General features: G+C 30.2%; 15 protein-coding genes. 6 read left to right on the top strand and 9 right to left on the bottom strand.

Annotation, left to right across the window (positions count from 1 at the left end):
* Window positions 1-8: 8 nt before the first annotated feature.
* From ccoN to ACNI3D_RS02370, 5 genes are all read right to left on the bottom strand, one after another.
* Entirely contained in the window at window positions 9-1475 is a 1467-nt protein-coding gene (gene ccoN, locus ACNI3D_RS02390; RefSeq protein WP_419768114.1) for a cytochrome-c oxidase, cbb3-type subunit I, read from the bottom strand.
* Window positions 1476-1677: 202 nt separating this feature from the next.
* Window positions 1678-2148, bottom strand: a complete 471-nt coding sequence (gene smpB / locus ACNI3D_RS02385; RefSeq protein ID WP_258238740.1) for an SsrA-binding protein SmpB — start codon at window positions 2146-2148, stop codon at window positions 1678-1680.
* A complete protein-coding gene (locus ACNI3D_RS02380) occupies window positions 2141-2917 on the bottom strand; it encodes a 4-(cytidine 5'-diphospho)-2-C-methyl-D-erythritol kinase (RefSeq protein ID WP_419768113.1) in 777 nt (258 codons plus the stop codon). Before ACNI3D_RS02380 ends, smpB begins: the two co-directional genes overlap by 8 nt.
* Entirely contained in the window at window positions 2918-3766 is an 849-nt protein-coding gene (gene truB, locus ACNI3D_RS02375; RefSeq protein ID WP_419768112.1) for a tRNA pseudouridine(55) synthase TruB, read from the bottom strand.
* A gap of 7 nt (window positions 3767-3773) precedes the next feature.
* Entirely contained in the window at window positions 3774-5828 is a 2055-nt protein-coding gene (locus ACNI3D_RS02370; RefSeq protein WP_419768111.1) for an ATP-dependent helicase, read from the bottom strand.
* A 116-nt stretch (window positions 5829-5944) separates the two neighbouring features.
* Here ACNI3D_RS02370 and ACNI3D_RS02365 point away from each other — a divergent pair, with 116 nt between their 5' ends.
* Window positions 5945-6844: a LysR family transcriptional regulator gene (locus ACNI3D_RS02365; RefSeq protein WP_129102088.1), complete on the top strand. Its 900-nt coding sequence runs from the start codon at window positions 5945-5947 to the stop codon at window positions 6842-6844.
* A 23-nt stretch (window positions 6845-6867) separates the two neighbouring features.
* Here the strand turns inward: ACNI3D_RS02365 and mnmL are convergent, their stop codons facing one another.
* Genes mnmL through trxB form a run of 4 tightly spaced genes read right to left on the bottom strand, consistent with a single transcriptional unit; the run spans window position 6868 to window position 10912 of the window.
* Window positions 6868-7869 carry a tRNA modification radical SAM protein MnmL/YtqA gene (mnmL, locus tag ACNI3D_RS02360; protein ID WP_419768110.1) on the bottom strand — a complete coding sequence of 334 codons (1002 nt, stop codon included), beginning with the start codon at window positions 7867-7869 and terminating at the stop codon, window positions 6868-6870.
* Complete coding sequence (gene purF / locus ACNI3D_RS02355) at window positions 7844-9193, bottom strand: amidophosphoribosyltransferase (RefSeq protein WP_419768109.1); 1350 nt, start codon at window positions 9191-9193, stop codon at window positions 7844-7846. The genes mnmL and purF overlap by 26 nt, the downstream gene beginning before the upstream one ends.
* A gap of 9 nt (window positions 9194-9202) precedes the next feature.
* On the bottom strand, window positions 9203-9976 hold the full coding sequence (dapB, locus tag ACNI3D_RS02350; RefSeq protein WP_419768108.1) for a 4-hydroxy-tetrahydrodipicolinate reductase: 774 nt from the start codon (window positions 9974-9976) through the stop codon (window positions 9203-9205).
* Window positions 9977-9982: 6 nt separating this feature from the next.
* The gene (trxB, locus tag ACNI3D_RS02345) at window positions 9983-10912 is read right to left on the bottom strand and encodes a thioredoxin-disulfide reductase (RefSeq protein ID WP_419768107.1); all 930 of its coding nucleotides are present in this window, start codon (window positions 10910-10912) and stop codon (window positions 9983-9985) included.
* A 274-nt stretch (window positions 10913-11186) separates the two neighbouring features.
* On the opposite strand from trxB, the gene ACNI3D_RS02340 reads away from it, so the two are divergent.
* From ACNI3D_RS02340 to ACNI3D_RS02320, 5 genes are all read left to right on the top strand, one after another.
* On the top strand, window positions 11187-11954 hold the full coding sequence (locus ACNI3D_RS02340; protein WP_129102109.1) for a fumarate reductase cytochrome b subunit: 768 nt from the start codon (window positions 11187-11189) through the stop codon (window positions 11952-11954).
* A 10-nt stretch (window positions 11955-11964) separates the two neighbouring features.
* The gene (locus tag ACNI3D_RS02335; RefSeq protein WP_419768105.1) at window positions 11965-13947 is read left to right on the top strand and encodes a fumarate reductase flavoprotein subunit; all 1983 of its coding nucleotides are present in this window, start codon (window positions 11965-11967) and stop codon (window positions 13945-13947) included.
* A complete protein-coding gene (locus ACNI3D_RS02330; RefSeq protein ID WP_129102107.1) occupies window positions 13947-14672 on the top strand; it encodes a fumarate reductase iron-sulfur subunit in 726 nt (241 codons plus the stop codon). The genes ACNI3D_RS02335 and ACNI3D_RS02330 overlap by 1 nt, the downstream gene beginning before the upstream one ends.
* 10 nt (window positions 14673-14682) lie before the next feature.
* Window positions 14683-16173, top strand: coding sequence for a fumarate hydratase (locus ACNI3D_RS02325; protein ID WP_419768106.1), 1491 nt, complete (start codon window positions 14683-14685; stop codon window positions 16171-16173).
* A 202-nt stretch (window positions 16174-16375) separates the two neighbouring features.
* Window positions 16376-17143, top strand: coding sequence for a fumarate reductase cytochrome b subunit (locus ACNI3D_RS02320; RefSeq protein ID WP_129102109.1), 768 nt, complete (start codon window positions 16376-16378; stop codon window positions 17141-17143).
* The last annotated feature ends 5 nt before the right edge of the window (window positions 17144-17148 follow it).

Below are 17148 nucleotides of genomic sequence, written 5' to 3'. Positions count from 1 at the left end.
CCTCCTTCTTATGCAGCTACTGGCGTTGCGTTGATTGGTTCTTTATCAAGAACTCTTCCTGCAGTTGCCGTTTTATACATATTATATGCAAACATAAAGAAACCAATTAAGTACAATAATCCACCAACAGCTCTAATTGTATAGTATGGTTTTAATACATTTACTGTATCTATGAAAGAGTAAACTAATGAACCATATTCATCATATGCTCTCCACATCATACCTTGTGTAATACCAGCTATCCACATAGATGTAAAGTACAATACGATACCTGTAGTTTGTAACCAAAATTGTGTATCCATTAACGATTTAGAATAAATCTCTCTACCGTACATTCTTGGAGCCATATGATATAAAGCTGCCATAATCATAAATACAACCCAACCTAATGTACCATCATGTACATGTCCTGGAATCCAGTCTGTAAAGTGAGCAATCGCATTAACTGATTTAATTGATTGAATTGGACCTTCAATTGTTGATAACATATAAAAAGTCGATGCTAAAATCATAAATTTAATTAATGTATTAGATTGTAATTGTTGCCATTCACCCTTCATTGTTAAAAGCATATTAATAGCTGATCCCCATGATGGTAAAATTAAAACAACTGACATAACAGAACCCATAGTTTGCATCCAATCTGGAACAGTTGCATAAATAAGATGGTGTCCACCAGCCCATAAATAAACAAACATTAATCCCCAAAAAGCTAATATAGATAACTTATATGAATAAACATTTTGTCCTGACTCTTTTGGCAAAAAGTAGTAAATTAAAGCAATAATTGGAACTGTAAATACAAAACCAACCGCATTATGTCCATACCACCATTGCACTAATGCATCATTTGAACCTGAATACATAGAAACAGAATGATACCATTCTCCATATCCAGAATATAATGCAGTAGGAACTTCCATGCTGTTAAATAAATGTAACATAGCAACTGCTAAGAATGATGCAATAAAATACCAAATCGAGATATATAATGTTCTCTCTCTTCTTATTCCAATCAATCCGAAAATTCCAACACCCCATAAAACCCACCAAACTGTGATAAGGATATCTATAGGCCACTCTAATTCAGCATACTCTTTTGAAGTTGTAATACCAGCTAATAGTGTAACAACTGCTAAAAGAATTGTAATGAAGAAAAGTAAAAAATGTAATTTACCAATAAACATTAAAAATGGTGATTCTTTCAAAGAAACTTTTAGAACTCTTTGAGAGATGTAATACCATCCTGCAAAAATACCACTCATAGTAAAACCAAACGCAACACCATTTGTGTGTAAAGGTCTTAACCTACTGAAAGTACCGTATTCCCCAGCTAAATCATTTAACTGTGGGAAAGCCATTTGGAACGCTAGAATAACACCAACCAACATACCAATGATACCAAACAGAATTGTTGCAAATGTAAAGGCTTTTGCAATTGAGTAATCGTACTCGATTTGTGCACCGTTTTGCATCAATCTCCTCCTACTAATTTTTTTATACAAGTCACAGAACTGTCACTTATGAAAAGATACTAACGAATTAGGCATAAATATTAGCTTAAACATTATTTTTTAGTTTAGTAATATTTTTTAAGAATCATTTAATATTACCAAAAGTAACTAATTTGATTATTTAGACTTTTTTAATGAAAAAAGTCTAAAAGAATTGGTAAAGTTACCAATTCTTTATTGCTTGTTCTGATTCTCTTTTTAAACTTTTTTCTTTTAAATCAGCTCTTTTATCATAAAGCTTTTTACCTTGTGCAGATGCTATTTGTAATTTAGCAAAATTTTTAGCATTGAAGTACAGTTTTAAGGGAACTACAGTCATTCCTTCTTTAGTTACTTTTTCAAAAAGTTTATCTATTTGTTTTCTATGTAAAAGCAGTTTTCTAGGTCTTGTTTCTTCAGGTCTATACATGGCATGAGTAGTCTCTAAATATGAAATATGCATATTCAAAACAAAGACTTCATTTTTTATGATTCTTATGTAAGAATCTTTTAAATTTACCCTTCCTTCTCTTATAGATTTTACTTCACTTCCTAGAAGTTCTATACCTGCCTCAAAACTTTCAAGTATAAAATAATCATGAAATGCCTTTTTATTCTTAAATGTTAAATTAATATTTTTTTCTTTCTTAGCCATTATCTTTCACCTTAAAAAAACTACTTCCACTTCCACTAAAAAACCAATCTTTTTTTGCATAATCTACAAGTTGTGGATAACTTTTCAATGCTGGTTCATATAAATCATTTGCTTCAAATATATTAAACTCTTTTAAAATATCTTTTGAATCCATACTTAAAAGTTTGTTTTTCATTTCACTTGAAGTCACTTTATAGAAACTTTCTCTAAATGAAGTAAATATTTTTCCAGTATTACACTCAATTTTAGGAGTTACAACTTCTATATCAAGTGCTTCTTCTTCATACTTTTCAACTATTTCACCAATACCTGTTACATTTGCACTATCATATTCATATACAAAAAATGGAACATCTGCCCCTATTTTTGCCCCTATTTTTGCTAATTTTTCTTTTGAATAGTATAAATTAAATAATTTATTTGCCATTATTAAGAATGTCGCAGCATTTGAACTTCCACCTCCAAGTCCTGCAAACTCTGGAATTCTTTTATCAACTTTAATACTATAAACTCTAAAATAAGCATCTATTTTAGGACAATTATCTCTTAAAGCCAAAAATGCTTTATATATTGTATTTTTTTGTGTCTCACATCCAAAGTCACCAATAAGATTAAACTCATTTGTTGAATTTTCAGGAATAAAAGTAATAGTATCATATAAATTTTTTACTCTTACAAATCTAGAGACTAATTCATGGTAGTTATCTCTTTTTCCCGCAATTTTTAAAAAGATATTAACTTTTGCATATGATTTAACGCTTATATTCATTTATATCATTACCTTGTTTAATATATATTTTACTTCACCATTCATTATTTCGATTATAGAAAAAAAATCATCAAATTTTACTAAATATTTTCCATCTTCTTTTTCATCCAAATATTCACACAAGATTCTTTTACCTTGTTCAAAATATGATTTATCACCACTATAGTTTATCTCTTTTATATCTAAATAATCCAAAGGATTTAAGTCTTTTTCATTTTCATAAAAAAACTCGCCTTCATTTAATCTATTCAAATAAGATAAAGTACCCTTTGAATTCAAATTTTCAAGTAAGATTTGAGCTAAACTTCTTATATAACTTCCCTCACTAACACTTGCTTCAAAAGTAATAAAAGGATGATTGTATGAAATAAATTTTGTGTCAAAAACTTTCATGACACTTTTTTTCATCTCTACATCTTTACCTTCACGGGCTAGAGTGTATGCTCTCTCTCCATCAATTTTTTTAGCAGAAAATTTTGGAGGATAATATTCTATTTCTCTTTGTAAATCATTTAACTCATTTTTGATATCATCAGTTCTTAATTCACAGTGTTCATCTATTGAAGTGACATTCTCTATATCAAGTGATTCAGAAATAGCCCCCAACCAAATAACTGCTCTATAAGTTTTAGGAGTCTTTTTAAAAAATTGAAAAAGCTTTGAGTATTGCCCAAAAGCAACAATCAAACAGCCTTTTGCAAAAGGATCTAAAGTCCCTGAAAATCCAGCTTTTTTATTTTTGTATTTTCTTTTTATTCTGTTTAAATAAGAATTTGAACTCATAAACATGGGTTTATTTACAACAATTAACTTATTTAATGCTTCTTTATTATAAATTCTTTTTTGCATGTAACTCTTAAGCTTTTTCTACAAATGACGAAAGAATATCTCTTTTAGTTCCACCAAAGTTAATAGTAAGCTTAAAGTCTTTTCCAGCTTTTACAGCTTTTTGTACTCTTCCCATACCAAAAATTTTATGTTGTACTAAATCACCTTTTTTATATGATGATGACTGTTGTTGAATCATTAGTGAACCTTTTATTAGTCCTGATTCTGCTAAAAATCTACTTTTTAATAAAGAAGTTCTTTTTCCTTTGTAAAATCTTGAGTGAACAAAACTACAAGTAAGATTATCCATAGCTCTTGTAAATGCCACATATCCTAACCTTCTCTCTTCTTCTGTATCACTTCCATCTCCAACTATTGGGAAAAAGCCCTCTTCCATACCTATAATAAATAGATTTTTATATTCCAAACCTTTTGAAGCATGAATGCTCATCATTGATATTGCTTCATTTTCAAGTTCAGTGTCTTCACTACCTAAGGCAATTTCACTTAAAAAATTATCCAATTCTAAAAGAGGATTTTGAATAAAATAATCTCTAACATATCCATAAAACTCATCAATATTTGCTTGTCTTTCAAATCCATCTGGAAGATTTTCGAATGAAGCTCTAAAATCAAAAGTATCTTCAAATATATCCAAAAATCTCATTTTAGACTCTTCTAAAGTATCTTTTAAATCTAAAATAGAAGCTAAAAATACTTTTAGTGTTCTTGAATTTTTCTTCCCAACAATAGCACTCAACTCATCAGGTGAAAATTCATCTATTATCTCAAAAATAGGTTTTTTTAGTTCAACTGATTTTGCTTCAAGTTTATCAACTGTAGTTTTTCCTATTCCTCTTTTTGGTTTGTTTATAATTCTTTTAAAAGAAAAATTATCATATGAGTTTGTTATAATTCTAAAATAAGCAATCAAATCTTTTATTTCTGCTCTTTCATAAAACTTCATACCACCTACAAGTTTATAATTTAATCCTGCTTTATTAAAACCTTCTTCTAATGATCTAGAAAGTGCATTAACCCTAAATAATACAGCAATATCTCTACCTTTTATTCCACTATCTAAAAGCTTTTTAACATCTTCAATGATTTTTCTTGTTTCTTCATTTTCATCATGTGATTCGTAAACTCTTACACTATCACCTTTTGATCTTGTTCCTATTAATCTTTTTCCCAATCTATCACGATTATGCTCTATTAACTGATTTGCATGATCTAGTATTGTATCTGTTGATCTATAATTTTCTTCAAGTTTTACAACTAAAGTATTTTCAAAATGCTCAGTAAAATTTAAAATATTTTTAATAGTTGCACCACGCCATCCATAAATAGATTGGTCATCGTCCCCAACAACACATAAATTACTATGTGTCACACAAAGAAGTCTTAATAGTTTGTATTGTAATTCATTTGTATCTTGATACTCATCTACCATTATATATTGATATTTAGCACTTGTCTCTTTTGCCAATGATTCATTGTTTGATAGTATTTTATATGGCAATAAAAGTAAATCATCAAAATCAACTAGATTATTTTTTAACAAATAATTCTCATATTTTTCATATACATCTGCTACTTGCTGATAAATTTTAAGTTCAGCTCCTGCTTTCACTTGAGTCGGAGTCAATAGTGTATTTTTATATTTTGATATTTCTGAAACTAGCATAGCAACAGGTATATCTTTTTCTATGGTTCTTAGTATTCTTTTTTTGTCATCTGTATCTATGATTATAAAGTTATTCTTCCTATTTAATTCACTCATATAAAATTTTAAAAAGAGTAAACCAAATTTGTGAAAGGTACAAAGAATTGGAGGAGTATTCATATTTGAGCCAATCATGGCATAAGCTCTCTCTCTCATTTCTGTTGCTGCTTTATTCGTAAAAGTTAGTGTTAAAATTGAAGTAGGATCTATTCCTATTGATATTAAGTACGCTAATCTTGTTGTGATAGTTTTAGTTTTTCCAGAGCCTGCCCCTGCTAAAATTAATAAAGAACCATCTATGTGTTTAGCTGCTTTTTGTTGTGATTCATTTAAAGCTGATAAAAAAATTTCTGACATTTTAACTCCAATTAGCTTTTATTATATCAAAAATAAAATAAAACTATAATCTTTAATATTTATGTTTATAAATAAATGTTATTATAATGTCAATAAAAATTAAAGGTTTTAAATCAATGTTAAATGATTTTGCAAAAGTAAATACATTTTTAACGGTTGTTAGAGAAAAGTCTTTTTCAAAAGCTTCTGCTAAGCTTGGTATTTCACAGCCTGCGGTTACTCAGCAGATGAAATTTATAGAAGAATATTTAGAAGTACAATTACTTGATAGAAAAAAAAATGGTATTAAAGTAACCAAAGAAGGTGAGATGCTTTATAATATCGCTCAAAAAATTGAAAGAACGGTAAGTAATTGCGAAAAAGAACTATTAAAAATAATGAATAAAGATGTTACATTTATGTTTGGTGCTTCATTTATCATAGGTAACTATATCCTACCACGATTTTTAAATCAACTAAAAAGAGATATACATAATGATGTGTCTATAAATGTCTCTGTTTCACATAAGACAATAGAAGACTTATTGGATAAAAAAATTGATATTGCTTTAGTTGAAAACTATATTGCAAATGATGATATTATATATAGAGAATGGATGGAAGATGAGATTGTAATATTTTCAAATCAAAAACTTCCATCTCGAGCGAAACCAGAAGATTTACTGTCATACAAATGGGTATGTAGAAACCCTGATTCAAATACAAGAATGATATTTAAAGAAAATCTCGACAAAGCAAACTTTCCTGATTGTGATCAATTTGATGTTACTAGCGAAGTTACAAGTGCTACAACTATTATACAGACTGTTTTACACTCTGAGATCACAGGAACACCAACTGTTTCTATAGTTTCAAGAAATGCTATTGATTCACTTCTTAAATCAAATACCTTATTTGAATCAAGAATAGGTAACAATAGAATGACTAGAAAACTATATATTGCCTATAGAAAAGATAGAAAACATGATGCGTTTATTGAAAATGTAGTTGATTATCTTCTCAAAATTAAAAGTTAATTTGTATCTTAAATAGATACAAATTAATAGCGTAATCCCTCTTTTAGTAAAGCTTTTTTTATCTTTTGTATTTGTGCATTTTTATCTTTACACCATTGTGGAGCCAATAAACTTTCATCAGAAATTCCAGCTGTTATTCTTTGAATAGAGATATTATGAGGAAGCATTTTAATAGATTTAACAACTGTATCTATATATAATTCTTCGCTTATTGGAGCAAATCTTCCTTTTTTATATTCATTTGTTAAAAGTGTATTTTTAACTACATATAAAGGATGGAATTTTATAGAATCAATATCTAACTCAATTGTTTGTCTTAATGTCTCAAGCATCATCTCTTGAGTTTCATTTGGCAATCCATAAATCAAATGTCCACAAACATTCAAGCCTTTTTCTTTTGACTTAGTAATCCACTTTTTGATATTAGAAGAATTATCTCCTCTATTTATCTTTTCTAATGTTTCATCATAAAAAGACTGTATTCCATACTCTATCCAAATCTCTTTTTCTTTTGATAAATCAGCTAAATAATCTAGTATCTCATCAGTAACACAATCAGTTCTTGTACCAATACTTAAACCTATTACATTATCAAAGGACAAAGCTTTGGTATAAAGAGCTTTTAAAGTCTCAAAAGGTGCATAAGTATTTGTAAAAGATTGGAAATAAACTATAAATTTTTTTGTACCAAATTTATTACCAAGCCTTTCTTTTGTGGCATTAAATTGCATTTCTAGTTGTTTTAATTGTCTATCTAAATAGGGATTTGATGGATTTGATGGATGCAGTTTAAATTTAGCTTTTTTTTCTTGTAAATTGGGAGAAAAAGAGTCGTTTTCACAAAAACTACAACCACCTTTTGCTACAGTTCCATCAATATTTGGACAAGTAAATCCAGATATTGAGATTGGAACTTTATAAATAGTTTCACCAAACTTACTACGGAAATATTTTCCAATAGTAAATATCTCTTTTAAAGGTCTTTTTTCTTTTACTTTATTATTTTGTAACGAAATAGTCACCATCAAAACTTTCTAATGCATAGTTTCTATCATTTCCAATAGAGTTCTTTAAATCTTCGATTGAAAGATATTCTAAAGTGTCAGCTTGGATATGTTTTCTAATCTCTTCTTTATTCATACGATGAGAAATTAATTCTTCTTTTGTAGGTGTGTCAATTCCATAATAACAAGGAAATTTGATTTCTGGACTTGCAACTCTAAAGTGTACTTCTTTTGCTCCTGCTTCTTTTAGAATTTTTACGATTCTTCTAGATGTAGTTCCTCTTACAATAGAATCATCAATTACAAGTAGAGATTTCCCATCAATTAATGATTTCATAGGAGATAATTTCATCTTAACTTTTAAATCTCTCATCTCTTGTGTTGGCTCAATAAATGTTCTTCCAACATAGTGATTTCTAATAATTCCAAGCTCAAAAGGAATTCCACTTTCAGCTGCATAACCAAGAGCTGCTGGAACACCTGAATCAGGTACTGGAATTACCATATCTATTTTGATATTATTACCTTTATCATTGATTGCTAAAGTTTTTCCCATATCTTCTCTTGCTCTATATACACTTTTACCATCAATTACTGAATCTGGTCTTGCAAAATATACATATTCAAAAGCACAAGGTCTATATTCTGGTTCATATAATTGAATTGATTCTGGTTCTTCTATTTTTTCACTAAAAATCAACATTTCACCTGGTCTTACATCTCTAATAAACTCTGCATCAACTAAGTCAAATGCACAAGTTTCACTAGCAACTATATATCCTCCAGATTTTAATTTTCCAATTGATAATGGTCTAATTCCATATCTATCTCTAATAACAAACTGTTTAGAACGAGATTGAATTATAAAACAATATGCCCCAATAGTCTTATCTAAAGCCTCTTTTATTCTATCTCTTAATCTATCTTTAGAATTTTTAGCAATTAAATGAATCAGATTTTCAGTATCCATTCCTGTTTGAAAAATAGCACCATTGTCGATTAAGTCTTGTCTTACATCTTTTTTGTTAATTAGGTTTCCATTGTGTACTATTGATATTTCACCTAATTTATATTTTGCAAATACTGGTTGAGCATCTAAAATAGAATCTCCACCTGCAGTTGAATATCTATTATGACCTATTGCCATATTACCTTTTAAATATTCCAAGGCAGTATTATCAAAAACTTCAGAAACTAAACCTCTATTTTTAATTGTATAAATTTTACCATCACTTGATGAAGATATTCCTGTTGCTTCTTGCCCTCTATGTTGCATAGAAAATAGAGCCAAAGAGGCTAACCTAGAAGCTTTTTCATTACCAAAAATTCCAACTATTGCGCACATTTTATTTCCTTATAGACCTAAACAATCATTTATTGAGTATAAACCAGCTTCTTTATTTACAAGCCATTTAGCAGCTTTAATAGCACCTTTTGAAAAAGTATTTCTAGAAGTTGCTGTATGATTTAATTCAATAAATTCACCATCATTGTATAAGCCAACAGTATGTCGCCCTACAATATCTCCACCTCTTAAACTCATAACTGCAATCTCATCTTTAGATCTTGCACCAATAATTCCATCTCTTCCTGAAACTCTTACATCGTCAAGATTTAGATCCCTTGCACTTGCTGCATGTTCTGCAAGTGTTAAAGCTGTACCTGAAGGAGAATCAACTTTATTTCTGTGATGTTGCTCTACAATTTCTATGTCAAAATCTTTTAATGTCTTAGAAGCAAGAGTTACAAGTTTATTTAAAACTGCAACTCCTAAACTCATATTAGTTGCATATAAAATAGGTACTAATTTACTAGCTTCTATAAGTAAATTTTGTTGATGTTTTGAAAATCCTGTAGTTGCTATTACCAAAGGTTTTTTGTTTTTCCCTTCAATAACTTCAGTAAGAAGAAGCTCTGTTGCAGCTGGTACTGAAAAATCTATAACAACATCTGAACTTTCTAAAAGTATATTTATATCATTTGTTACAACTGTACCTTCGGGAACAGTTTTATTCAATTTATTGGAAACATGACAAGCACTTAACTTTACTTGTTCATCATTTTGTAAATCATCTATTAAAAGAGAACCAACTCTTCCTGTACTACCTAGTATCCCTACATTTATCATATTTGTTTATCCTAAATATTCAATAATATTAACAGCAGCAGTAGCACCATCAGCAGCTGCACATACTACTTGTTTCGCTGCATCTATTCTTACATCACCTGCGGCATATAATCCTGGTACATTTGTTCTCATCTTTAAATCTACCACTACTTCTGTTGCTTCATTTACTTCACATAGGTAACTTCCATCTTCTTGTTTTAAGCTATCACTTAATACATCTCTTCCTACAAATGTAAATACTCCTGGTACTGCTAAATCTCTTATATCACCTGTCTCTTTACTTTTTACTTTTATTCCTAGTACTCCTGTAACATCTCCATATACTTCTTCTACTGTTACATTACTTACTTCTTCTATATTCTCACAAGCTTTCATATGTTCTATTGTACTTGGTGCTGCTCTATATGTATCTCTTCTATGCACTAAATATACTTTTGAACACATCTTTGAAAGGTAAACTGCTTCTTCTAAAGCTGAGTCTCCTCCTCCTATTACTGCTACTTCTTTATTTTTATAAAAGAACCCATCACAAGTGGCACAAGTTGATACTCCTCTTCCGAAAAATTCATCTTCTCCTTTAAATCCACCTTTTTTTGGAACTGATCCTGTTGCTAGCAATACTGATTTTGCTTCTTGTTTTGTCCCATCACTTAATTCTACTGTAAACACTTCACCTGTTTTTGTTACTTTAATTACTTGATTCATCTCATGTTTTAAGCCAAATCTCATAGCTTGAATTGGCCATGATTCCATCAAGTCCATCCCACTTATTATTTCTACTTGTCCTGGGTAATTCTCTATTTCACTACTTCCTGTGATTTGTCCACCTGGCATACCCATCTCAAACATCGTTACATTTTTTAATCCACCTCTTGTTGAATACAAACCTGCTGTTAATCCTGCTGGTCCGCCTCCGATTATCGCTAAATCTAACATCTTCTTCTTTCCTTTAGTAATCAAGTACTTTTAAAATCACACAAACTATATATATTATCATATATTTATAAAGGCACAATAATACTCAATTTTTATTAAGTAGAAGATTAATTTAATAAACTTAATTCTATGCATTAAGTTTATCTTCACATTTAAAAAGTATTAAATATTTCTGAATAAAAAATATTATATTTTTTTAATAAAGTCATATTAATGACATTTTCCTGATATAAACTCCTTTTCAGAATAAGTAATTCAATTAAGGAGAGAGAAAATGAATGAAGTTATTGAGGCTTATACAGGGCAAAATCCTGATGGCAATAAGAGTAGAATTCCTGCTAAACTTGATAAAGCATTAACAGCATCAGGAGTAATACTTGCAATTTTTATGATGGCACATATGTTTTTTGTGTCAACAATACTTTTTGGTGAAAATGTAATGTATACAGTAACTAAAATGTTTGAACTAGATTTTATATTTGATGGTGGTCTTCCATTTATTGTAAGTATATTTGTTGGAATTATTACAGTGATATTTGTTGGCCATGCACTTTTAGGAATTAGAAAGTTCCCTACTTCATATAAAGCATATATAAAAATAAGAGAACATTCAAAAATGATGAAACACTCTGATACATCAATGTGGATGTTTCAATGGATAAGTGGATTAATTATGATGTTCATAGCAACAATTCACTTATATATTATGTTTACACAACCTGAAAACATCGGTCCATATTCAAGTGCATATAGAGTTGTAAATCAACACATGTGGCTTTTATATATGGTTTTATTAATCTGTGTTGAGCTTCACGGTTCAATTGGATTGTATCGTGCGGCTATGAAATGGGGTTGGTTTGATGGAAAAAATCCTAAAGAGACGAGAAAAAAAATGATGAAAGCAAAAAAAATTGTAAGTATTTTCTTTCTAACTTTAGGAGTAGTAACACTATTTGCTTATATAAAAATTGGTATGGACAGAATTGACCATGCACCAATGAAATATAATCCTAATGATTCTATACAACTAATGAAAAAATAAAGGTTTTAATATGAAAATTAAATATTGTGATGCGTTAGTAATTGGTGGAGGTCTTGCAGGACTTCGTTCAGCAGTTGCAGCTGCGCAAAAAGGTTTAAGTACAACAGTTTTAAGTTTAGTTCCAGTTAAGAGATCTCATAGTGCAGCAGCTCAAGGTGGTATGCAAGCTAGTCTTGGTAATGCAAAAATGAGTGAAGGTGATAATGAAGATGTACACTTTAGTGATACTGTAAAAGGAAGCGATTGGGGATGTGATCAAGAAGTAGCAAGAATGTTTGTTACAACTGCACCTAAAGCAATTCGTGAACTTGCAGCGTGGGGTGTTCCTTGGTCTAGAATCAAAAAAGGGAACCATGAAGCAGTTATCAATACAAAAAAAACTAATATATTTGAAGAAGATGATAAACATGGTTTAATCAACTCAAGAGACTTTGGTGGTACAAAAAAATGGAGAACCTGTTATACCTCTGATGCAACAGGTCATACTATGTTATTTGCCGTTGCTAATGAGTCATTAAAACTAAATGTAAATATTGAAGATAGAAAAGAAGCAATTGGATTAATTCACCACAATAATAAATGTTATGGTGCTATTGTTAGAGATTTAATTACTGGTGATATTGTAGCTTATGTTTCAAAAGGTACTTTAATAGCGACTGGTGGATATGGAAGAATTTATGAAATCACAACTAATGCAGTTATTTGTGAAGGAATAGGAACTGCTATTGCTTTAGAAACAGGTATCGCAAAACTTGGAAATATGGAAGCTGTACAGTTTCACCCTACTCCACTTTTCCCATCTGGTATTTTATTAACTGAAGGTTGTCGTGGTGATGGTGGTGTTCTAAGGGATGTTGATGGACATAGATTTATGCCAGATTATGAACCTGAGAAAAAAGATCTAGCTTCAAGAGATGTTGTATCAAGAAGAATGATGGAACATATGAGAAAAGGAAAAGGTATTGATTCAGTTTATGGAACACACCTTTGGTTAGATATTTCTATTTTAGGAAGAGAACATATTGAAAAAAATCTAAGAGATGTTCAAGAAATCTGTGAATCATTTGCAGGAATAGATCCAGCAGATGAAGGTCAAAAAGGTTGGGCACCAGTTCATCCAATGCAACATTACTCTATGGGTGGTATTAGAACAAAACCAACAGGAGAATCACAAACATTACAAGGATTATTTTCTTGTGGAGAAGCTGCTTGTTGGGATATGCATGGATTCAATAGACTTGGAGGAAATTCTGTTTCTGAAACAGTTGTTGCTGGTATGATTGTTGGGAATTACTTTGCAGATTATTGTATAAATACTCAAATAGATATTCAAACAGATGTTATTGAAAAATTTGTCCATGAAAAAGAAGCTTATATGAAAAACTTAGTTTCTAAAAATAGTGGAGATGATGTATTTAAAATCAAAAATAGAATGAAAAAAATTATGCAAGATTATGTTGGAATTTTTAGAGATGGAGAAGGTTTAGAAAAAGCAGTAAAAGAGCTTGAAGAGTTATATATCAAATCTAAAAATGTAGCTGTAAGAAATAAACAACTTACTGCAAATCCAGAACTTGAAGAAGCATATAGAGTTCCAATGATGTTAAAAGTAGCTCTTTGTGTTGCAAAAGGTGCACTTGATAGAACTGAATCTAGAGGTGCTCATACAAGAGAAGATTATCCAAAAAGAGATGATGCGAACTGGTTAAAAAGAACTCTTACTTCATGGAATGAAGGAGATACTATGCCAACAGTTGAGTATGAACCATTAGATATTATGAAAATGGAAATACCTCCTGGATTTAGAGGGTATGGAGCAAAAGGTAATTTAATTGAAAATCCTATTAGTGCTCAAAGACAAGCGCAAGTTGATGAGATGGTGGAAAAAATGGAATTAGATGGTAAAGATAGATATGAAATCCAAGATAAGCTTATGCCATTTCCACTTCAAGATGAATATAAAAGAAAAAATATTAGATTAGGAGATTTGTAATGTCTAGAGAATTAACTTTTAAAATACTTAGATATGATCCACAAGATGAAAAAAATGTTAGAGCTTACTTTGAAGAATTTAAAATTCAAGAAGCTCCTAGTATGACAATTTATATTGCTCTTACTCAAATTAGAGAGAGTCAAGATGCGGGATTGAGCTTTGACTTTGTATGTCGAGCTGGGATTTGTGGTTCTTGTGCGATGATGATAAATGGAAGACCAAAACTTGCTTGTAGAACTTTAACAAGAGATCTACCAAAAGAGATTATTTTACTTCCTCTTCCTACATTTAATCTTATCAAAGATTTATCTGTAAATACTGGTGTTTGGATGGATGAGATGAGTAAAAGAGTTGAATCTTGGGTTCACTCTTCTCATGAAGTAGATATTGCAAATATTGAAATGCCTATTGAGCCTGAAGTTGCTGATGCTGTATTTGAATTAGATAGATGTATTGAATGTGGATGTTGTGTTGCTGGTTGTGGTACAAAACTTATTAAAGAAGATTTCGTAGGTGCTGTTGGATTAAATAGAATTGCTAGATTTGAATGTGATCCACATGATGAGAGAACAATTGAAGATTATTATGAATTAGTTGGTGATGATAATGGTATATTTGGTTGTATGACTCTTCTTGGTTGTGAAGATACTTGTCCTAAACACTTACCTCTTCAAACTAAAATCGCTTATATGAGAAGAAAATTAGCTACTGTTAAAGGTTCTTAAGGAGGACATTATGAAAAAAATAACCGAACAAGATATAATCGAGAGTATAGCAGACGCATGTCAATACATATCATTTTATCATCCAGAAGATTTTGTAAAAGGGATGGTAGAAGCTTATAATGTAGAAAAAGGTGAAGCTGCAAAAAATGCAATTGGACAAATATTAATTAATTCAAAAATGTGTGCAATGGGTCATAGACCTTTATGTCAAGATACAGGAAGTGTTAATATCTTTGTAAAGGTTGGATTAAATGCTCCTTTAGATATTAAAAAAGAGTTAGTTGATTTATTAAATGAAGGTGTTGCAAAAGGGTATACAGATCCTGATAACACTTTAAGATACTCAGTAGTTTCTGATCCTGCTGGAAAAAGAGTAAATACAAAAAATAATACACCAGCAGTTATTCATGTAAGTGTAGATAATTCAGATGAGATAGATATTACAGTTGCAGCAAAAGGTGGAGGAAGTGAAAATAAATCTAAATTTGCTGTATTAAATCCAAGTGATAGTATTTATGATTGGGTTATGGAAAATGTTAGAAATATGGGAGCTGGATGGTGTCCTCCTGGAATATTAGGAATTGGAATTGGTGGAAATCCTGAGAAAGCTATGCTTTTAGCAAAAGAGTCTTTAATGAGTCATGTTGATATTCATGAACTTAAAGCAAGAGGTCCTCAAAATGCACTAGAAGAATTAAGACTTAAATTATATGAAGATATTAATAAAGTAGGAATTGGAGCTCAAGGTCTTGGTGGAGTTACAACTGTACTTGATGTTAAGATATTAGATTATCCATGTCATGCAGCATCACTTCCTGTTGCTATGATTCCAAACTGTGCAGCAACAAGACATATTCACTTTAAACTAAAAGGTGATGGACCAGCTGTATTTAATAAACCAGATTTAGATTTATGGCCAGATATTGAATTACCAATGGATACAATTAAAAGAGTAAATATAGAAGATTTAACAAAAGAGAATTTATCTCAATTTAAATCAGGAGATACACTTTTATTATCTGGAAAAATCTTAACAGCTAGAGATGCAGCACATAAAAAAATAGTTGAATATAAAAATGCAGGTAAAGATCTTCCTAATGGAGTTAAATTAGAAGATAGATTTATTTATTACGTTGGACCAGTTGATCCTGTAAGAGATGAAGCAGTAGGACCTGCGGGACCAACAACTTCAACAAGAATGGATAAATTTACAAAAGATATGATGGAAATAGGAATCATGGGAATGATTGGAAAAGCTGAGAGAAAACAACCAACAATTGATTTAATCAAAGAGTATAAATCAATGTATTTAATAGCTACTGGTGGAGCTGCTTATTTGATTTCACAATCAATTAAATCAGCAAAAGTATTAGCCTTTGAAGAACTTGGTATGGAAGCTATATATGAGTTTGAGGTTAAAGACATGCCTGTTACTGTAGCTGTTGATACTGAGGGTGTTTCTATTCACACTACTGGTCCTGCTAAGTGGAGAACTATCTAAGCTTTAAACATAAAATATAAGCCTTAAGTATTTTATCTCTTAAGGCTTATTTCTTTTAATCTGTAATTCTACTTAAAAAAAAATAAAACAATTTTTTCTTCATAATTTTTTAATATTTTTCATTAAAACTGATAAATATCACTTTTAGTTCATTTTCACTTACTAAAATTCCTCAACATGAATTCAATTAAGGAGAGAGAAAATGAATGAAGTTATTGAGGCTTATACAGGGCAAAATCCTGATGGCAATAAGAGTAGAATTCCTGCTAAACTTGATAAAGCATTAACAGCATCAGGAGTAATACTTGCAATTTTTATGATGGCACATATGTTTTTTGTGTCAACAATACTTTTTGGTGAAAATGTAATGTATACAGTAACTAAAATGTTTGAACTAGATTTTATATTTGATGGTGGTCTTCCATTTATTGTAAGTATATTTGTTGGAATTATTACAGTGATATTTGTTGGCCATGCACTTTTAGGAATTAGAAAGTTCCCTACTTCATATAAAGCATATATAAAAATAAGAGAACATTCAAAAATGATGAAACACTCTGATACATCAATGTGGATGTTTCAATGGATAAGTGGATTAATTATGATGTTCATAGCAACAATTCACTTATATATTATGTTTACACAACCTGAAAACATCGGTCCATATTCAAGTGCATATAGAGTTGTAAATCAACACATGTGGCTTTTATATATGGTTTTATTAATCTGTGTTGAGCTTCACGGTTCAATTGGATTGTATCGTGCGGCTATGAAATGGGGTTGGTTTGATGGAAAAAATCCTAAAGAGACGAGAAAAAAAATGATGAAAGCAAAAAAAATTGTAAGTATTTTCTTTCTAACTTTAGGAGTAGTAACACTATTTGCTTATATAAAAATTGGTATGGACAGAATTGACCATGCACCAATGAAATATAATCCTAATGATTCTATACAACTAATGAAAAAATAAAGGTT

The sequence above is a fragment of the Arcobacter siniprincipis (SeqCode) genome (assembly GCF_048571125.1).
Lineage (GTDB): Bacteria > Campylobacterota > Campylobacteria > Campylobacterales > Arcobacteraceae > Arcobacter > Arcobacter siniprincipis.
This window is presented reverse-complemented; position numbering and strand designations above follow the sequence as displayed.